The following is an 18,603-nucleotide window of genomic DNA, read 5'->3' on the forward strand; positions in this document are numbered from 1 at the left end:
ATGCGACTTAGCTTATTAAGGATGTGGCCAAGAGCGGGAGGGCTAGGGTGGCGTCAGCGTAGATGACAGCCTGCTCCGCGTTTTCCCTTATCTTATTCCAGGAGATTGCCTCCCTGGGCCTAGCTCCGCTGAGGCTTCCATCAAATTCCTGGGCGGTGGTGAGGTAAACCGCGTAATCCAGTCCATCCCTGAATTGGTTCCACCATATGGTGTGATGCTTGCTGATACCACCACCTATGAGAAGGGCTCCGGCCATCTTGCTGGAGAACACCCTATCCTTGATGAGCCTCATGTCCTCAAAGAGGTTTATTCTCAGTCCTGTGAACTGGGACTGAATGAACAGGTTGGTTCCGAAGCTTCCGTCCACAATACCTGGGACAATTATGGGGGTTTTGGTGTCGTAGGCTGCCCTTAAGATGGAATGTTTATCCTCTATCCTCTTGCCAAATTCCCACAGGAGCTCATAGACGGGCCACTCCTTCTTCTCCTTAACCAGGGGAGGAACGATCCTGTTTACAGCGTCCTCTACCACCCCTCCGTAGTCCTCAAAGGGAATGAGTATATTTCCCAGTCTGTGCACGTTTATTCTTCTTAGCTCCTCATCGCTGAACTCGAACGATCCCTTATAGTACTTTCCTCCAAAACTTCGGGCAATGTCATGGTCCACTGTTCCACCAGTTGTAACAACCATGTTAAAGTATCCCCTCCTGATCATGTCTGCAAGGAGACCCCTCAGTCCTGTGGACACAAGGTTAGCTGTGAAGGAAATGAACCTGAGATCACACTCGGAAACTATCCTTTTGAGGATCCTAGATCCCCTGTAAAGGCTCTCTGCGCTGAATCCGTAAATCTTGTTGTAGACCTCAAGGAGGTTGGACCCCTTAAGCTCGTCGAGAGTGACGTCCTGGACTTCCTCCACCAAGATGTCCTCTCTTTTCAACCCTTGGTCACCCCTATTGGTCTAAGTCTCATGACCAGCTTGGCTATCTTAACCTCGTGAGCCACCCTTGCGACTCTGTCCACGTCCTTATATGCTCCTGGAGCCTCCTCAGCTATTACCCTGCGTGTGGCAGCCCTGACTATTATTCCCCTCTCCTCCAGGGATCCCACAACGGAATTTGCAGGGTAGTTCCTTACTGCTGCCTCTCTAGACATCCACCTCCCCGCTCCGTGTGGGGCAGTGAACCAAGTCCTCCTCCCCTCAGGTATACCGGCCATCACGTAACTGGCAGTTCCCATGCTTCCAGGGATCAGGACCACCTGTCCTATATCCCTGTGTTCCTGCGGAATTTCTGGGCTACCCGGTGGAAAGGCTCTAGTCGCGCCCTTCCTGTGAACCAGAACCTTCTTCCTCCTACCTCCTATGTCGTACTCCTCTATCTTGGCTATGTTATGTGCTACGTCATACACGATGTGCAGGTCCAGCTTTTCTGGATCGACCTTGAAGACCCTTCCGAAACTCTCCCTCACCCAGTTGGTGATCAGCTGCCTGTTGCTCCAAGCGAAGTTCGCCCCTGCGACCATTGCCCTAAAGTAGTCCTGTCCCTCCCTGCTGTTGAAGGGAATTGCCGCGAGTTCCCTATCGGGTACCTCTATTCCGTACTTCTTCATGGCCCTCTCCATTATCTGGAGATAGTCGCTGGCTATCTGATGTCCCAAACCCCTGGATCCCGTGTGAATCATAACAGTAACCTGTCCCTCCCTAGTTATCCCCAGGGCTCTTGCTATCCTCTCGTCGTATATCTTGTCAACCACTTGGACCTCAAGGAAGTGATTTCCTGCACCCAGAGTTCCCAGCTGCGCTGCTCCCCTCTGTTTCGCCACTTGGCTAACCTTACTTGGGTCGGCCAGTTCCCAGCTACCCTTCTGCTCAATGTTATTCGTATCCTCGTTCCATCCGTAACCCTTATCCACTGCCCACCTAACGCCTTCCTGGAGCAGGTTATCCAACTCCTGCTGTGTGAGCTTTATCCTACCTTCGCTTCCAACCCCGCTGGGCACGCTTCTGTGAAGTTCCTCCACTACATCAACCAGTTTCGGTTTAATGTCGGAGTAATCGAGGTTGGTCCTCAACAGTCTGACTCCGCAGTTTATATCATAACCTATGCCTCCAGGACTGACTACTCCTTCCTCCTCTATTGAGGTTGCAGCTATTCCCCCTATGGGAAAACCGTATCCCTGATGTCCATCAGGAAGCACGAAAACTGATTCCTGGACTCCTGGTAGACAGGCCACATTGGTCGCCTGCCTCAGTGTCATGTCCTGCTTCATTTTCTCGATAAGCACGTCATCTGCAAAGACTGTGGCTGGCACTTTCATGCAACCATTCCTTTCTATCCTCCACTCAAAGGAGTCCACACGCTTTAGAGAAATATCCATGGAAGATTCAAATCATGTCAATCCTTTTTAAGTAATAAAACTGTTCTCATCACGCTGATGAGTGTGGCGGACCCTGAATCGTGATGAACAAAACTACGCTGATCAAATCCTCTTTTCCGCCCTCTTCTTCATCTCCTCCAGTGCCTCCTGGTGTTTTTCGTAGATTTCCCTAAGTGGAGATGAAACGCAGTCCTCGGGCACTGAAAACACCAGTTCCCTCAGGAAAGAGTACGCGCAGGCCTTACTGTGAAATTCCAGAGTTCTTCCTGCCAGCGACATAATTATTCCTTGTCCTTCAGGGAAAGGCCTACCGCATGTGACACAAACATGGGATTGTGACATATTGACGAGGATAGATTTTATATTTTTAAAAATAACCATAGCTGGTACTGTCCCGCCAAACGATATAATGGTGAAATAGATGAGTGACTCTCTCAGCAAGAAGATATCGAGCCTGATGAAGGAGAGAAACTGGACTAAGATGACCCAGATTCAGGAAATGGCCATGGAACCCATATTGAGGGGATATAACACGCTGATCATAGCGCCCACTGGATTTGGAAAGACCGAGGCCGCTTTACTCCCCATCCTCAGCCTTATGTCGGAGGGAGAGCAGAAACCCGTCTCCATGATTTACATTACCCCACTTAAGGCATTGATAAATGACATTACCATAAGGATAGACTGGTGGGCGTCAAAACTGGGTTTTGTGGTGAATAGAAAACACGGGGAGGTTCCGCAGAAGGAGAAAAACATGAGGCTGAGAAGGGCTCCCCACATCCTTGTTACCACCCCTGAGGGCTTGGAAATAGACATGGACTGGGCGTCCAAGTTCAGGGAGAACTACAAGAACGTGAACTGGGTGGTAATAGACGAAATACACGAGCTCATGGGGTCCAAGAGGGGGGCCCAGCTTTTCGTCCTCCTTGAAAGGCTGAAGGATTTCTCGGGGAAGGACTTTCAGAGAATTGGCCTGTCAGCTACCATCAGCAACGAGGAAGCTGTTGCGACTACGCTCTTCGGTTCTTCAAGTAGGCCCAAAACCATAGTAAAGAGTGAGGCGGGGAAGGAGTTCAGACTCAAGATAAGGTCCATTAGCGATTCGGGTGATATCTGGGTAGCCTCTGCCAAGACCATTAAGGAATCTCTGGAACCGCCCACCCTGGTATTTACCAATTCCAGGTTCCTCACGGAAAGGTTACATGAGGAACTGGAGAAACTGGGGGAGAAGGGGATATTTGTTCATCACTCCTCCATTTCCAGGGATTCTAAGAGCAGTGCGGAGGAGAACCTGAGAAGCGGTAAGGCTGGAGCCGTTCTCTGCACTAAGACCCTTGAGCTCGGTATAGACGTGGGGAAAGTTAAGAAGATAATAATGTATAGACCTCCTCCCTCAGTTGCATCGTTCCTTCAACGATTGGGGAGGAGCGGTCATTGCGTTGGAGGGATACCTTACGGGGAAATCATTTGTGTGCAGGACTTTGATTGTTTAGAGGCACTGGCCATATATTCCCTTTCCAAAAAGGGGAAACTGGAGCCTCCCAGGAGGATCAGACCCCTGGACGTTGTGGCCAGGGAGATACTCGGTATGCTACTCCAGTACTCCTCGGTGAAGTTGGACCGCGTCTTTTCCGTAATTACGGCCTCTCAGGTGTACAGGGACCTGACCAGGGAGGAGTTTGGGAACCTGATCTCCTACCTTCAAAGGAACAACTTGGTGGTTTTGGAGGGAGACGAACTCAAGCTGGGAAAGTCATTCTTCAAGATCTGGACCTTCAACAGATCCAACAATTTTGTGTGGGCCAAGAACTTCTCGGAGTTCTTCTCGCTGATAAGTAACGACGATGCGTTCACCCTGAGGAGTGGAGAGAAGATAATAGGAGAGATAGACGCGATCTACGTATACAAGCATATTCGTCCAGGCGACCTGATCAGAATCAGTGGTAAGTTGTGGAAGGTAGCAAGGATACATAATGGAATGATGATGGTGGACCTGTTACCGGCAGATCGTGGAGAGGGAGAAATACCCATCTGGAAGGGAGAAGGAGTGCCCAAATCCCAACTCATCCCCAGGGAAATACAGGAATTGTTTAAGAATGATAAAATACTGGAGAGTGAGGTTTTAGAGGAGAACGCCAAGGTAAGTTTACGTGCGCTAATGGAGAAATACGTAAAGGGTAAGTTACCGCTACCCTCATCGAACGTAATATACATGACTATAACAGATAAGGAGACCATCTATTCCACGTTAATTGATGAAAAGATAGCCAACACAATAGCCCACATGCTTATGTATCTGGCCACCTCCAAGTACACACTCAACGTTTATACCAGGGCTTCAATCTACGGGTTTTCGATAAACATCACAGACAGGGACCTCCTTAGGGAACTGATCCAGATGAAGGAAGAGAAAATAAGGAGAATACTTTTCAGGTCAATTCTAAGATCTCCGCTCTTCATGTCCGTTGAGAAGGAGATACAGGCCAGCTTTGGTAAAATAGGCAAGATAAACCCAAAGGAGGACAAACTGATAATAAAGGAAGGTCTCAGGCAGACAGTCAAGAGATACTTTAACATAAGGGGGACCATGGCTACACTGAGGAGGATAAGGGAAGGGAAGATAACCATAGTCAGATCTGATTACCTGACACCACTGAGTGAGGCGGTTCTATCACACGCCCCAATCAAGCCGTGGATTTCTGGAATAAACATCCTGATTTACGACGCGCTGAAAGGCGGAGCATATACCGTTCATGAAATTTCTGAGATGTTATCTATTCCCACAAGGAGCCTTGAGGTGAAACTAAAGCAGATGAGAAAGACGAGCACAAAGTATAGGGTAACCAGCTTCGTGGACGTGGATAGCAAGGAGATCAGGTGGTGCACAGTGGAAGAGCTGAAACAACTTGTGAACTCAGATGAGTTCTATACCTCCTTCGCTCCCATCAACGAGGATGAAACTTTCATAGCTGAAATGAGGTCCATCGAAGGTTCCAGTAACACAGAGTTGATATTTAAGCCAAAACAGATATTAGAAAATCCAGAGGAGTTCGCGAAGAGGATTCCAATGGATGAGGTTGGGGAGCTTAGGATCCACGACCCGGTGGATCCCATGATATGTAACATGTCCCCACGATACTATTTCGTGAGGAGGGATATCGTTCCCTATCTCCTCCTAAATGCGTCAGCTTACATTCAGAACCTCAAATATACGTGATGAGAGCCCAAGATATGATTGGATGATACTGGCCCGTGTTACTGAAGCGAGGAATTGAATGTGCAATCAATAGATTTATTTGTCAATCGCGGTTCATGAGTGTAGTGAAAGTCCTAATGGAAAGAGGTACTCAGTTCGTAGTAAGCAGGAATAAGTCCATAGAGGAACAGGTATTAGACATAATCTCCTCATTTAACCAAGGAGTTAAGGACGTGGAGCTCAAGGGTTACGGTAGGGAGATAGATAGAACCGTGGATGTATATAACGTCCTGAAGGAAAAACTGGGAGATGGTGTAGTCCTTGTTGATGTCAGCATAGGTAGTGAATTCAAGGACAGGAGAAGGATATCATATCTCCTGTTCAGACTTAGGAAGAGTTTCTAGACCTTGTAGGTTATGGAGAATCGGAAGCAGTACTGAGGTTGGTTCTAAACTCCCTGTGGAGATTGCATCCATCTTGGAAAGCAGATCCGCGGTGACCTCCTCAGAGGTAAGGTCTGGAAACCTGGAGAGGAATTCGTAGGCATTTATCCCCTTCTTTGTTGCTACTAGGACTGCCTTCTTCTTGCTCTCGATCACGTATCCGTGCCTTAGGAGGGACTGAATGGTTTTGGCATAGGTGCTGGGTCTTCCTATCCTCTTCTCCTTCATATCCTTAATGACATCTGCATAGGTGAGCAATCTCACGTCTGATCCCCTAACCACGCTGATCTCTGCACTGGTCTTTCCCACAGGCACGTCATATAGCCTGTAGGTATAGAGGTTGGAGAAACCGCCATACATTTTCACCAATAGCTCCGCATCCCAGGTTCTTTCTCCCAGCTTCATTCTAAACTTCCTCACAACTCCTTTGGATTCGCGCATCTGGCTGGCCATGAATCTCCTGAATATCATGTCATACAAGGCGAAATGGGCCCACGAAAACTTCACTGAAAGCATTGTGGGGTTCTCAGCAATCTCTCTCTTGAGTGACTCCAGGTCCAGTGGCCTAGTAGGTCTTATGGCTTCATGGGTCCCCTCACTCCCCCATCCCCTGGGCTGATACTCGTGGGATAGGTTCGTCTTCTCCAGATATTCTTTGGCTATCTCCATTCCCCTTCCAGACACATGGTGGCTGTCTGTTCTATGATAGGTAATGAGACCGCTCTCGAAGAGATCCTGGGCAAGCCTCATAACTCTCTCCGCTGGGATCTTGTACCACCTATATGCCTCTATCAATAGGTCGTCTGTGGAGAAGGGTGGAGGTGGCTGTAACGTCTCCTCTCTTTCCTCCACCACGTCAACTTCCACGGTCTTGTCCTGGAGGTTGGGTTTCTCCCTGTGAAACTCCCTGTACACGTAACTTCCTACCTTGACGTTAAGTATCCAACCCATTCTCTGCTTATAATCCACGGTCTTCTTGACTATCCATCCTAGGACCGGAGTTTGCACTCTTCCAGCTCCGTGGTTTCTATCTCCGAACCTGAGCTTGAGCAGTTTGCTCAGTTCAAATCCGATCCATCTATCTTCTATCCTCCTCACCATCTGACTGTAGACTACGTTCATATCCAGGGAAGAAGAGGTCCTCAATGCCTCCACTATGCCACTCCTGGTAACCTCATGATACTTTATCCTAGCTATGTTGGGGTTATACGGAGATATGTTGATGGCAACGTCAAATGCGATCTTCTCACCTTCGGTGTCCGGATCGGTGGCGATGAATACCTGGTCCACCTCTAGGGCGAGCTTTCTCATGGCGTTGATAGTTGAGAGAGAGGAGGAGATCAGGTTGGATCCGCAGTAGGGACAAGTTTCCACTTCCTTACTCACAGATCTTTTACAGCTGGAGCACCTGTATATGTGGGAATAGAAGGGACTGAGCCTGTCCCCCTTGATCTCAACACCGTAGTACCCCTTTTCCTCAAGCGTGAGATCAGTTACGTGGCCCTTTGTGGCCATCACGTCCAGAATGTACACCCTGTTTCCCTCAACCACCACGGTCTCATATACCGGAACTCCTCCTATGCTTCTGCGGGCCGGAAAGCCGAACAGTCTAGAGATGGTCTTAGCTTTAGTGGGAGATTCGACTACCAAAAGTCCCGTTTTAATTTCTATCCTGTTTCCTCCCTCCCTCCTGGTCCTTTCAATCTCCTCTTTTACCTTATCCAGCTCAACGGTTTCGAAGTTTACCGGGGCGAACCCAGGAATCAGGAAGTTCATCTTCCTCTTGAAGAGCTCAAATATAACTTGATCATCCACCAAGATGACGCTCAGGCCCTGCGTTAGCCCCCCATTTAGGAGCCTGCTACTCCTCCCGGAGCCCTGGAGGTAAGTTATGATATCGGGGTACTCTATGAACACTTCCTTTCCCTTCCTAGAGATCTGGAAGGTCTCTCCCACAATGGTTCCGTTCACCTTCTTGAGGGCCTCTTGAGCCTCCTTCACGAGAACCTTCATTTTTTCCAGGAGTGTGCCCAGCCTTCCCTCCAGAGGCTGACCGGTTATCATGGCTATCTTTATGGCCTGAGCCTCAGCTGGGGATAGGCCCAATATCTCTTCCTCAGGAACCTGTATCCCCAAGAGTCTGGACACCCTCAAGAGCGTGAAGGGATTCTTTACAGATTCCTCTGCCCTGGTTCTGGATTTGGGCACTCCATAAAACAGAACATATTTCAGCCTCTTTGGTTCGTCTATTCCCCTTACAGCCACGCCATAATATGAGGCGGAGCCCACAAGGATGTCGGTCTTTCCGTCTGAAAAGTCCTGAAGGAACTTTCTGCCACTGATAGCCAGACCCACTCTGAAGTTCATGGATGTTAGGGTTTCCTTGATCTCCTTCATTTTCTCCTTTCCGTACTCCCTGGAGACCAAGATCAGACCTCCAGGTCCCAGCCTCTGAACCACCTCTTCCAGACTGGTGGAAGTGAATGAGTCAACTATGTTTCGGGCGTAAGTTTGGGCTGTGGAGATATCGAAGCCCGAGATATGCCTCAACGCCTTCTGTTTCACCCCCTTGGGTCTTAGGGTTGCGCTGGCAACAACCAGCTGAGCAATTATCCCCGTGAAGCTCTGTATCTTCCTTTCCAGGAGGGCTATTTTCTCCATTATCTCGTCCTTGTTGTCCTTTAAGTAGAGCATCCTTCTGAGCCTCACCAGCCTCATTGCGTCCTCATACACGTCCTTGGGGATTCCCATTAGCTCGACAAGTTTATCCGTAGTCTTCCCGCTCTTGATTATGGCATCTGCGTCATCAACTGCGATGAAATTTGGCCTGTAATCCCTGATCTGCTCGTAGTTCTTGTTAACGTAACTTACAGTAAGTACAGAGATAGAGTTGGGGTCAACCTTTCCGCAGGAAACGCTTGAGATTGCTCCGATTTTGGAGCATATCTGTTCCTGGAGGGATTTGGTTGGGACTATGTATAAAACTGCCTTGGAGAGGTAAGTTGAATATGAGATCAGGGTGGTTGTCTTTCCCATCCCTGTGGGTGCAGACAGGGAGAAGTTCTCCCTCTCTCCCAAACGCCTGAGCCAAAGCCTCTGCAGTGACCAGGGTTCGTTACCTGTGGCATGTTTAAAATAGTTGATAATCTCATTATACATTTCTGTGGTGTAGTACAGTTCCCAGTATTTTCCCAGTTTCCCGTTATTAACCAAGATATTGTATACAACCCTTATCTTTTCCTCCTGAGGTAAATCCTTGAATGAGTCGACGCTTCCAGGCATGCACGCACTGCACGGTAAACCTGCCAGAGCCCTGTAATCTTCAAGAGGTCCTTGACAGTTGGGACAAGAGCTATGGAATACTGAAGTTATCATTAATTCCTAGCTTGGAAAGGGAAGGGATTTATAAGATAGGACTCCAGATGTTACCAAAACGTTTCGTTTATAAGTTCCAGATAGCGTTGACTGAAAATAGAACGTTTTAAATTCTTATTATTACTCAGAGTTCCCTTATTCACAAACATGATTCATAGTGTCGTCACGTTGACACATTTCAAGTTTCAAGGAATTCAATGCGAAGTCGCGAAGCCATAAAACTAATTTAAAGTTTGACGACACTATGACACGATCAAGGAAAACTTGGATATAAAGTGAAATTATACCAATACTATTACAAAACCTTGAATGGCCGTCCGATTAACTTTTTAAACTTACGATATGGTTATGATCCGCACATAGGTGAATAAAATGAGCGGAACATCTCCTACTCCAAGTAACGTAGTCCTTGTAGGTAAAAAGCCAGTAATGAACTATGTCCTAGCTGCCTTGACTCTGCTAAACCAGGGCGTTCCAGAGATCATAATAAAGGCTAGAGGAAGGGCAATAAGCAAAGCTGTGGATACTGTGGAAATAGTTAGGAACAGATTCCTTCCAGACAAGATAGAGATCAGAGCCATAGGCGTAGGTAGCCAAGTAGTGACCAGCCAAGACGGAAGGCAGTCTAGGGTATCTACGATAGAGATAAGTATAAGGAAAAAGGCATAAACGGTTAGATAGCGATTTTTTACGCCGTTCCAGAGATAATTCTATTTTGGGCACTGAAGGCTTCTTGGCATATATTTAATAGACCACTGGAGATCTTATTATAAGATAGACATGAGTCAACCTACTCATAAGGTAGAATTTGAGGCAAAGGCAAAGATAGGTGAAGTAATGGGAAATCTAGCCTCAATACAGCTCAGGCCAGAGGACCTTTCCAGTCCAATTGCATTTCAGATGGCCATCTCCAGAATATACTCAGAACTCATGAACATGATGAGCAGTGGACCCTCAAAGCATTACGTTGCTGAGGTCAGATTTAACGATTCCATGGGAAATCCCGTGGCCATTGGAGTCGACTTCGGTGATAAGATACCTCCTTTATCAAAACAGGAAGTCAAGGTAAAGGTTATCCTTGAATTCTATGACGAAGACTAGCCCTTCTTTTTAGATATGGTAGAGAAATTAGCTCTAGGTATTCCTCTAGGGGTAAAAGATACATCCTGTCATCCTTATTTATCAGTAAGCCTGCTCTCAGCATGTATCTTATGGTAGATTTTGTTATTTTCTTAGAAAAATACGGATCTAGATGAGAATAGGCCTCAAAGAGAGTGAACCCCGTATCCCTGAATTTCTTCCATAATAAAAAATAAATTACGGCATCCCTTTTCTTCAACCACTTCATGATTGCCTTACATTCCTCCTGTGGTATAATATGCTAAACGATGGATCTCCGCTCTCCCCATGAAACTGTACTGCGATGATCCAATTTCCTCGTCACATCTTGTTACGGCTCAAAGCCTGGTTGCTCATCACGGTCAGACCTTACAAGTCCTATCATAGCCGTTTTATATCCTAGTTTAAGGTTTAGATTTATGCCATATATTCTTGAGGGGAGGATCTGCAGACCCCATGAGGTGAACCTACTGGGCCCTGGAGATCTGGTCACCGTGAAACCCTTCACTGCATTTGTTAGGGGGAAGGCTCAAACATTCCCTCCCCTTTCCGTGGTCTCCCATGAATGCCCTCACATGATAACATCCCCCACTTGGGTAGATGGAGTAAGAGTCGGTGGTAACGTCGTTGTGATGGAGCCGTCCTCGGAGATTGAAGGGGAACTGGAGGTTCTGAGCCATGAATTCCTCCCAGGCTTTACCGCAAGGGAACTCCTCGGTAGATCCAAGTTTAGAGTTGCATCTTCTCTCCCCGGGGTTCCCATAGTCACCGTGCAAGGTCAACCCCTAATCTCGTCAAGGGGAAAAGAGGTTTTCCTGAGTGATGACAGAACCTTGTTACTGGCGCTTGCTCACTCCCTTACTTACTTCCTGTCCTCTAATGAGTAAAACAGGTCATCTAATGAGGTGGATCTCCTCTTCTTCGACTGATATTCCTCGGAGGTTCCCTTAGCTATGAGTTCATAGAGTATTGCTACCTTATTCCCGGAATTATTCCTGAGAAGTCTGCCAAGCCTCTGTATATATTGTCTCTTGGAAGAAGTCCCGGCCACCACGATCCCTACGCTCGCATCTGGAATGTCCAGCCCCTCATCACCCACTGTGGTTAAAACCAGAACACCTGAACTAGCCTGTTTGAACTTCTCCAGAACCTCTTCCCTGTCCTTCTTTGACATCTGACCGGTGAGCATGTAACCACCAATCACCCTGGAAATGAGCTCAGCATGTTCCACGTACTGGGTAAAGATTACAACCTTTTTCCCCCTTTCGTTTTCCACTATCTCCCTGATCTTGGATAGCTTTCCCTTTGTTAGACCTATTAAATACCTTATTCTGTTGTATACCTTTAGGGCTTCTATTGCCTTAACCTCGCCCTCCTTTGCTATCTTGACAATCTCTAGAATCGGCCTTCCCTCCGAGAGCGACCTGAACTTCCTCATGAGGCTCTCATATTCCACTCTCTCCTCGAGGGTTAGAGGAATTTTGATCCTCAGAACCCTGAACTGCGCTAGATAACCCTGAGCCACAAGCTCCTCCACTCCGCGCTGGTATACCAGGCCTCCCATCAGTCTGAAGAGTTCCACGTGCTTTCCGTCTGACCTATAGGGAGTTGCAGAGAGGGCCATCCTGTACTGGGCCACACAGGACAGGGCTATCTCCCTGAACTTCTCCGCGGGAAGATGATGAGCCTCGTCTATTATCAGGAACTGAAACGATGAAAGTTCATCCATATGCTTAATTGCGGTCTGATATGTGGTAATCGTGATTGGGGCAAGCTGTTTCTTCCTGCTATAGTATAAACCGACCTCAACCTCCCCGGTGGTGAATCTCCTGATTGTCTCCTCCCACTGCCTCAGCTGTTCATTGGTAAAAGTCACGATTAGGGTGGGCAAGCCCAACATGCTCATACCCTGCACTCCTATCAGGGTCTTTCCTGCACCTGTGGGAAGGGCTATCACCCCCCTATACCCGTTCTCCTTCCATGCCCTAACTGCCTCGAGCTGATATTCCCTTAGGTTCGCCGTTACCCTCAAGGAAAAGCGATCCTGAGCCAGTTCCAGTCTCTTCACCCTTAGTCCCTCGCTCTCTAGGATCCTCCTGAGCACGTGATAGTAGAATGGCCTAGTCCTGTAAACCCTATCTCTTGGATCGTAGGGTATGCTTATCCTATACTTTCTCAGGATATCCGATATTCTCGTTCTAGCCCTAACCACCAGCTTACTACCTTCCAGCTCAAAAACCACATCATAACCTCCCATTTCCTTCTCTAGGAGATTGAGGAACTCCGGATCAAGCGTTACTCCCACTTCCTCGAGGACTTTCCTTATTTGCTCCAGAGTTATCCCATTTATCCTAGCCCTCTCTGGGTCAACCATGAATTTTGCTCCGTTCTGATCCTCGCCAAGAAATTTTGAAAAGGAAATCAGCTTCTCCAGAACCTCATTGTTGAAGGGCTTCACGTAGAAAGTCTTCAAGGACACCAGATATCACTTCCACAAAGATCACTTTCCTATCCATTCCTACTACCTCGTTGAGCTTTTCAGGTTTATCCACGATGTATATGTTGTAGGCCTTCCCGTCCGATCTCACGAATATACCCAGGGGAGGTAAAGGTAGCTCTTTCTCGCTCATTACCAAGATCTTTATGATTCTTTCGTCAGGGCTTACCCTCAATATGAGGCCTATTCCGTTATCCAGCGTCAACCCAATGAACTCTGCGCCCAAGTAAGTGGCCTCTGATATTCCAAGGTTTAGTGCGTCCATTATTCCTTCAGCTTGAAAGGGGATCTCTGCTGGCCTCATTACATTTATTTCTGAAATCTAGCTAATATTTTGCCATGAACGGAAAGTACGTCCTTGTGATCAGCACGCTACCCGGGATGGAGGAAGGCAAGCGGATTGCAAGAACCTTAGTGGAGGAAAAACTGGCGGCCTGCGTTAACCTAGTTCCTGGTCTCGTCTCCATATACCGATGGGAAGGCAAGGTTACGGAGGACAGCGAGGTTCTTGCACTAATAAAAACCAACTCTGACAGGCTTGACGAACTGATAAAGAGACTCAAGGAACTTCACCCCTACAAGGTCCCTGAGATTCTAGCCCTAGATATAAAGAATGGTTTTAAGTTGTATCTGGAGTGGATAGATGAGAGTGTTTCCAAGTGAAAGTTCGGGTTGATGAGGAGCTCATGAGGAAACTCGAGAGGCTTGCCTTGATCTCCCTTACGGAACAGGAAAGGCAGGAATTCATGAGGGATCTTGCCAGAATTCTTGATTTCTTCAACAAAATAGACGAACTGAACCTTGAGGGCGTGGAGCCCATGTTCCATCCCCTATCCACAGGGAAACTGAGGCCAGATAGGCCTAACCAACCCCTTTCCAGAGATGAGGCGTTATCCAATGTGCCCAAGAAAAAGGATGGGTATATCATAGGCCCTAGTACCATAGGTGGATAACATGATCCTAGAAATGGTGAACGACTTAAGGAATGGAAACTTATCTCCAGATGAGTACGTGGGTAGAACCTTTGAGAGAATAAAAAGGGTGGAGGACAGGGTCAAGGCCTTCGTTACAATAAGGAGAGAAGAAGATGTGCTAGAGGAAGTTAAGAGGGCCGTGAAGGAGGGAAGAAGACTTTCCGGGTTATTGATAGCGGTGAAGGATAATATCTCAACTAAGGGGATAAGAACAACCTGCTCATCCAAGATGCTTGAGAACTATGTGCCCCCATATGACGCCACAGTGATCTTAAAGCTGAGGAAAGAAGGGGCTGTGATACTCGGCAAAACTAACATGGATGAGTTCGCCATGGGCTCAACCACGGAAACGAGCTATTTCGGTCCCACCAGAAATCCTTGGGATCTGTCCAGGACGCCAGGGGGATCCTCCGGGGGAAGCGGAAGCGCGCTGGCTGCAGGATACGTGAGTGTGGCCCTTGGATCAGATACAGGTGGTTCCATCAGGACTCCAGCCTCTTTCACCTCCACCTATGGACTGAAACCGTCCTACGGGACAGTGAGCAGGTACGGACTAGTAGCATATGCCAACAGCTTGGAGCAGATAGGTCCCATGGCAAGGAACTCCGCTGACCTAGCGTTGCTCTTCTCAATTATAGCTGGGAGCGACCAGAGGGACGCAACCACTATAGATTACTCTCCCCCATCTTCCATTAACCCCATAGCAGTCAAGGGCATAAAGGTCGGAGTGCTTAAGGACGTAATGGACGCTTCAGATTCAGGAGTAGCGGGAGTGGTGAAGGACTTCCTCAACAAAATGTCGTCAGAAGGGGCAGTGGTAGAGGAAACCAACCTTGGGATGGTGGACTACGTGCTTCCAACCTATTACATTATCGCGATGTCCGAGGCGAGCTCGAATCTAGCTAGATATGACGGTGTGAGGTACGGCTACTCCTCCAACGCTGAGGGGAACTGGAAAGATGTCTACAGCAGGAACAGGGGTGAAGGATTCGGGAAGGAGGTCAAGCGAAGGATATTGCTGGGATCCTTCATTCTGAGCGCCGGCTATTATGAGCAGTTTTACATTAGGGCACTGAAGACTAGGAGATTAATACGCGACTCTCTGGAAAAATTGTTCAGCAGATATGACATCCTAGTCTCGCCAACTTCCCCAATACTTCCACCAAGGATAGGTGAGGTGATAGATGATCCTGTGAAGATGTACGCAATGGACGTGGCCACGGTCACAGCAAACCTGGCTGCAATACCTGGGCTGTCAATACCTGCAGGGTTTTATAACGGTTTACCAGTGGGAGTACAGCTTATGGGAAGATACCTCTCGGACACCTTCCTGATGGGTGTCTCCCTGTACATGGAAAATATAACTGGATTGAAAGATATTACCGCGCCCTTGTGAGTTACCGTGGTAACATAGCTAAGCATTTTAAACTTGCCGAGTAATCTTGTTTGGTATAATTAATGGCGGTTAAAGGTAGTTTCAGGATTGACACGCTCTCTAAAATACGAGAGGAGATGGAGAAGCAGAGGTATCATCTGATTGGTGGACATAGCGCCTACAAGAAGTGCCACTGGACACATGAGGCTTTAACCAGCGGAAGATATTGTTACAAGGGTAAATTTTACGGTATAGAGAGTCACAGATGTGTGCAGATGACGCCTGTGAGCATGTGGTGCTGGTTCAGGTGCATACACTGCTGGAGATTGGAACCCGAGGATGTGGGACTTGATTGGGATGAAACCAAGATGCCATACATGGATGACCCGGAGTACATTGTGGAGAGATCCATAGAGGAGCACAAGAGATCGGTTTCTGGTTATTTAGGAAGGGAAGGGGTAGAGAACAGTAAGGCACTGGAGGCCATGAAACCTTCACATGTGGCGATAAGCCTCACAGGTGAACCCACTCTCTACGAAAGGATCGGGGAGCTCATTAGGGAATATCATAAACGTGGGATAACGACATTTCTTGTAACCAGCGGTGTCAGGCCTGACGTACTTGCCTCACTGGAGGAGGAGCCATCGCAACTCTTTGTGTCACTACAGGCTCCCAATGAAGAAAAGCACAGGCTGATCAACAGGCCTGTTGTAGCAAACTCCTGGAACCTCGTAATGAAAACCCTCGAAATACTCCCTAGCTTCAGTTCGCCCACGGTGATCAGGATGACCATGATGAAGGAGGTAAATATGGGGGACGATGATGCAAGGGAGTTTGCCAAGTTAATGGAGATGGCCATGCCGACCTACATTGAGGTCAAGGCATACATGCACGTGGGTCCGTCAACCTACAGGCTTACAAAGGACGCAATGCCGAGGCATTCTGAGATCAGATCCTTTGCGGAGAAGCTAGCCCAGCTTACTGGCTATAAAATAATTTCAGAACACGCGCCCAGCAGAATTATTCTCTTGAGCACTCTGGACAGACCCATGCAAATAGGTAACGCGTGGACCGAGAAATGGGACTGGAGAACTCAGGACACCCAAGATGACATTAACGGAGAATATAGGGAGGCTGAAATGGGGTGCACTGAAGAGGGAGATGGTCAGAAACCATGAGTGATGAGTGTTTAATTGCCAAGATAGTCTACCTATCCCTACAGCGGAAGGAAGTTACCCAGCAGGCTATCGCCGAGGAACTTAAAATGTCCCAGCAATCTGTGTCCAGAAAACTCAAGGAGTTAGAGGAAAGGAACCTCATTAGAAGATCCCTCTCAAAGGAGGGGGAGATAATCAGGGTTACGGAGAATGGAGAGAAATTACTAGAGGACTGCCTCTCTATGATGAGGGGAACAATTATCTCATCTCACGTGCTAGAAATGAGGGGAAGGGCAACCTCAGGCCTAGGGGAGGGAAGAATATTCCTCTCCATGCCGTACTACATGGAATCGTTCAAGAAGTTCCTTGGTTTCGAGCCCTATCCTGGAACCCTAAACCTAGTGATTTACGACAGAACATCCTTGGAGAACAGACTCATATTGGATATCTCCAAGGCGATAACCATTCCGGAGCACAAGGAGGAGAACAGGGTATTAGGTGCGGTTAGGGCGTTTCCAGCATCCGTAAACGATCTAAAACCTGCAGCCGTGGTGTTCCCTCTCAGGAGCGTTCACCCAAAGAGCGTTATCGAGGTAATCTCGCCATATCATCTCAGAAAGGAGCTCAATATCAAGGATGGAGATGAAGTGCTCATTCAGGCCTACGCGTGATTACAGTATCTTTCAGTTATCTCCTTTATTATGGCAGATGTACTGCTATGGCCCCACCTATTTATCCTCTGCTCCAGCCTCACCACCTCCACGAAAATACCACGCTTGGCCAATTCTTCCTTTAGGGCTTTTTCGTCCACTTTCTGGTCTGGACCAAGAAAGATTATGTCTGGTTTGACCCTCTCCACGCTTCTGAGAAAGTCGTTCTCGTCACCTAGGAATGCCTCATACACATACCTGATGCTCTTGACAACTTCCAGCCTTTGATTCTCGTCATTTACAGGTTTACGACCCTTCACTCTTTCCGCGTTCTTATCCCTAGACACTGCTACGTACACTCTACCCAGAGAGGCTGCCCTCCTGAGGAACTCTATATGACCTGGATGAATTATATCAAAGGTTCCGCCCACAAACACCTTCTTGGCTCCCTCACCCTCTACTATTTTCAGAGCGTCCACCAAACCCTCCGCGTAGACCACATCCACCAGCGCCGTTTCGAGGTCTCCCTTTTCCAGATAGTATTTTGCGTCCTCCACGTATTGTCTCGCGAGGCTAAGTATCCTTTCGTCTCCCTTGACCTTTTTCAGGGTTTCTTCCATACCATTGATATACTTGATTACCCTATCCCTTAACTCAGGCATTTCAATCCCTCTATCTCCATCTCATATAGGTTTCTGGATGGAACTATTATAATGTGCGGAGGAGCTCCAAATTTTTGATTTAAAGCATCTGATATTTTCATAGCCCTGACGCTCTCATCCTGACATCCGAGCCTTTCTCCTATCACTACCAGATCATCATCCAAGATAACCTTCTCCCCAATATCGCTTTCCATCTTCCTGAGATAAGCCAGGGCTATATCTGCGGTCATGACTCCGGTCTCCTTCAAATCCAAGTAAACCATGGTATGAAGACCCTGCTCCCTATTGGACTTTATTACCCTGTATGGAGTGTAGTCAAGTTTATCCAGTACAGGAAAGGTTACAGTGACTGATTTTCCAAACTTATAGGAAGATAACATAGACCTTGATATCATGTAACAGTGAACTGAAACCCCTGGAATAACGTTGACCCTATGTCCCCTGACCCTGGCGCCGGTGGCTAAGCTCACGTGGGTTGTGGCAATCATGGGGTCTCCAACCACTGCTATTACAACCCTCTTACCTGAGTCCAGTAGTTTATAGATCTCCTTCTCCCTAGTCTCCAACATTTCCCTGGACGCGGGTATAATATCCTTGCCTGTGATTTCCCTGAGCGTTTTCTCATTTAAATCGCAACTAATTGAAGTGTAAACGTCAGCGTAAATCACGTCCGAGTTCTTCATTACCTCCAGGGAGGCGTTAGTAAGAAACCTTTTTGATAGCCCAAGCCCTACAAAGTATATATCCGACATTAAGTTTTCCATGGTGAGAGCTGG

18 protein-coding genes are annotated in these 18,603 nt (G+C 47.7%); 10 read left to right on the forward strand and 8 right to left on the reverse strand.

Features of this window, described 5'->3' with window-relative positions:
• Positions 1-7 precede the first annotated feature (7 nt).
• The 3 genes from L3N51_RS05440 to L3N51_RS05450 all read right to left on the reverse strand — a co-directional run bounded on the left by L3N51_RS05440 (position 8) and on the right by L3N51_RS05450 (position 2,658).
• Positions 8-940 (reverse strand): deoxyhypusine synthase, encoded by a 933-nt coding sequence (locus L3N51_RS05440; RefSeq protein WP_238025961.1) that lies wholly within the window; start codon positions 938-940, stop codon positions 8-10.
• Positions 937-2,379 (reverse strand): RtcB family protein, encoded by a 1,443-nt coding sequence (locus tag L3N51_RS05445; protein ID WP_238025962.1) that lies wholly within the window; start codon positions 2,377-2,379, stop codon positions 937-939. The genes L3N51_RS05440 and L3N51_RS05445 overlap by 4 nt, the downstream gene beginning before the upstream one ends.
• Positions 2,380-2,481: 102 nt before the next feature.
• A complete protein-coding gene (locus L3N51_RS05450; protein ID WP_238025963.1) occupies positions 2,482-2,658 on the reverse strand; it encodes a hypothetical protein in 177 nt (58 codons plus the stop codon).
• 142 nt (positions 2,659-2,800) lie between these two features.
• Between L3N51_RS05450 and L3N51_RS05455 the strand changes: the two genes are divergently transcribed.
• Positions 2,801-5,596 (forward strand): DEAD/DEAH box helicase, encoded by a 2,796-nt coding sequence (locus tag L3N51_RS05455; protein WP_238025964.1) that lies wholly within the window; start codon positions 2,801-2,803, stop codon positions 5,594-5,596.
• A gap of 104 nt (positions 5,597-5,700) precedes the next feature.
• The gene (locus L3N51_RS05460; protein WP_342765755.1) at positions 5,701-5,979 is read left to right on the forward strand and encodes a DNA-binding protein; all 279 of its coding nucleotides are present in this window, start codon (positions 5,701-5,703) and stop codon (positions 5,977-5,979) included.
• Here L3N51_RS05460 and rgy read toward each other — a convergent pair.
• On the reverse strand, positions 5,944-9,393 hold the full coding sequence (gene rgy / locus L3N51_RS05465) for a reverse gyrase (protein WP_238025965.1): 3,450 nt from the start codon (positions 9,391-9,393) through the stop codon (positions 5,944-5,946). The genes L3N51_RS05460 and rgy overlap by 36 nt on opposite strands.
• A gap of 372 nt (positions 9,394-9,765) precedes the next feature.
• Between rgy and albA the strand changes: the two genes are divergently transcribed.
• From albA to L3N51_RS05480, 3 genes are all read left to right on the forward strand, one after another.
• The gene (gene albA / locus L3N51_RS05470; protein ID WP_238025966.1) at positions 9,766-10,062 is read left to right on the forward strand and encodes a DNA-binding protein Alba; all 297 of its coding nucleotides are present in this window, start codon (positions 9,766-9,768) and stop codon (positions 10,060-10,062) included.
• A gap of 111 nt (positions 10,063-10,173) precedes the next feature.
• Positions 10,174-10,494: a hypothetical protein gene (locus L3N51_RS05475; protein ID WP_238025967.1), complete on the forward strand. Its 321-nt coding sequence runs from the start codon at positions 10,174-10,176 to the stop codon at positions 10,492-10,494.
• Between the two features lie 437 nt (positions 10,495-10,931).
• A complete protein-coding gene (locus L3N51_RS05480) occupies positions 10,932-11,399 on the forward strand; it encodes a hypothetical protein (protein ID WP_238025968.1) in 468 nt (155 codons plus the stop codon).
• On the opposite strand, the gene L3N51_RS05485 is transcribed toward L3N51_RS05480, so the two are convergent.
• Positions 11,375-12,991: a DEAD/DEAH box helicase gene (locus tag L3N51_RS05485; protein ID WP_238025970.1), complete on the reverse strand. Its 1,617-nt coding sequence runs from the start codon at positions 12,989-12,991 to the stop codon at positions 11,375-11,377. The two genes, L3N51_RS05480 and L3N51_RS05485, sit on opposite strands and share 25 nt — an antisense overlap.
• Complete coding sequence (locus L3N51_RS05490) at positions 12,951-13,313, reverse strand: hypothetical protein (RefSeq protein ID WP_238025971.1); 363 nt, start codon at positions 13,311-13,313, stop codon at positions 12,951-12,953. The genes L3N51_RS05485 and L3N51_RS05490 overlap by 41 nt, the downstream gene beginning before the upstream one ends.
• Positions 13,314-13,348: 35 nt before the next feature.
• Here L3N51_RS05490 and cutA point away from each other — a divergent pair, with 35 nt between their 5' ends.
• The 5 genes from cutA (at position 13,349) to L3N51_RS05520 (ending at position 17,186) form a co-directional block, all read left to right on the forward strand.
• Positions 13,349-13,672 carry a divalent-cation tolerance protein CutA gene (cutA, locus tag L3N51_RS05495; protein ID WP_238025972.1) on the forward strand — a complete coding sequence of 108 codons (324 nt, stop codon included), beginning with the start codon at positions 13,349-13,351 and terminating at the stop codon, positions 13,670-13,672.
• A complete protein-coding gene (gene gatC / locus L3N51_RS05500; protein WP_238025973.1) occupies positions 13,669-13,962 on the forward strand; it encodes an Asp-tRNA(Asn) amidotransferase subunit GatC in 294 nt (97 codons plus the stop codon). Before cutA ends, gatC begins: the two co-directional genes overlap by 4 nt.
• A gap of 1 nt (position 13,963) precedes the next feature.
• The gene (gene gatA / locus L3N51_RS05505; RefSeq protein ID WP_238025975.1) at positions 13,964-15,379 is read left to right on the forward strand and encodes an Asp-tRNA(Asn)/Glu-tRNA(Gln) amidotransferase subunit GatA; all 1,416 of its coding nucleotides are present in this window, start codon (positions 13,964-13,966) and stop codon (positions 15,377-15,379) included.
• Positions 15,380-15,441: 62 nt separating this feature from the next.
• Entirely contained in the window at positions 15,442-16,536 is a 1,095-nt protein-coding gene (gene twy1 / locus L3N51_RS05510) for a 4-demethylwyosine synthase TYW1 (protein WP_238025977.1), read from the forward strand.
• Complete coding sequence (locus L3N51_RS05520) at positions 16,533-17,186, forward strand: CTP-dependent riboflavin kinase (protein ID WP_255776161.1); 654 nt, start codon at positions 16,533-16,535, stop codon at positions 17,184-17,186. Before twy1 ends, L3N51_RS05520 begins: the two co-directional genes overlap by 4 nt.
• Here the strand turns inward: L3N51_RS05520 and L3N51_RS05525 are convergent.
• Both L3N51_RS05525 and dph5 read right to left on the reverse strand, forming a co-directional pair.
• Entirely contained in the window at positions 17,177-17,833 is a 657-nt protein-coding gene (locus tag L3N51_RS05525; RefSeq protein ID WP_238026068.1) for a cytidylyltransferase family protein, read from the reverse strand. The genes L3N51_RS05520 and L3N51_RS05525 overlap by 10 nt on opposite strands.
• Positions 17,815-18,579 carry a diphthine synthase gene (dph5, locus tag L3N51_RS05530; RefSeq protein WP_238025978.1) on the reverse strand — a complete coding sequence of 255 codons (765 nt, stop codon included), beginning with the start codon at positions 18,577-18,579 and terminating at the stop codon, positions 17,815-17,817. Before dph5 ends, L3N51_RS05525 begins: the two co-directional genes overlap by 19 nt.
• Between the last annotated feature and the right edge of the window lie 24 nt (positions 18,580-18,603).

Source organism: Metallosphaera javensis (ex Hofmann et al. 2022) (assembly GCF_022064045.1).
GTDB classification, from domain to species: domain Archaea; phylum Thermoproteota; class Thermoprotei_A; order Sulfolobales; family Sulfolobaceae; genus Metallosphaera; species Metallosphaera javensis.

Bases quoted from the DNA above. Each gene is read 5' to 3' on its own strand.
- albA (WP_238025966.1), top strand. From the start codon at position 9,766: ATGAGCGGAACATCTCCTACTCCAAGTAACGTAGTCCTTGTAGGTAAA.
- cutA (WP_238025972.1), top strand. From the start codon at position 13,349: ATGAACGGAAAGTACGTCCTTGTGATCAGCACGCTACCCGGGATGGAG.
- L3N51_RS05490 (WP_238025971.1), bottom strand. From the start codon at position 13,313: ATGAGGCCAGCAGAGATCCCCTTTCAAGCTGAAGGAATAATGGACGCA.
- twy1 (WP_238025977.1), top strand. From the start codon at position 15,442: ATGGCGGTTAAAGGTAGTTTCAGGATTGACACGCTCTCTAAAATACGA.
- L3N51_RS05450 (WP_238025963.1), bottom strand. From the start codon at position 2,658: ATGTCGCTGGCAGGAAGAACTCTGGAATTTCACAGTAAGGCCTGCGCG.
- gatA (WP_238025975.1), top strand. From the start codon at position 13,964: ATGATCCTAGAAATGGTGAACGACTTAAGGAATGGAAACTTATCTCCA.
- L3N51_RS05520 (WP_255776161.1), top strand. From the start codon at position 16,533: ATGAGTGATGAGTGTTTAATTGCCAAGATAGTCTACCTATCCCTACAG.
- L3N51_RS05455 (WP_238025964.1), top strand. From the start codon at position 2,801: ATGAGTGACTCTCTCAGCAAGAAGATATCGAGCCTGATGAAGGAGAGA.
- L3N51_RS05475 (WP_238025967.1), top strand. From the start codon at position 10,174: ATGAGTCAACCTACTCATAAGGTAGAATTTGAGGCAAAGGCAAAGATA.
- rgy (WP_238025965.1), bottom strand. From the start codon at position 9,393: ATGATAACTTCAGTATTCCATAGCTCTTGTCCCAACTGTCAAGGACCT.
- L3N51_RS05480 (WP_238025968.1), top strand. From the start codon at position 10,932: ATGCCATATATTCTTGAGGGGAGGATCTGCAGACCCCATGAGGTGAAC.
- L3N51_RS05445 (WP_238025962.1), bottom strand. From the start codon at position 2,379: ATGGATATTTCTCTAAAGCGTGTGGACTCCTTTGAGTGGAGGATAGAA.
- dph5 (WP_238025978.1), bottom strand. From the start codon at position 18,579: ATGTCGGATATATACTTTGTAGGGCTTGGGCTATCAAAAAGGTTTCTT.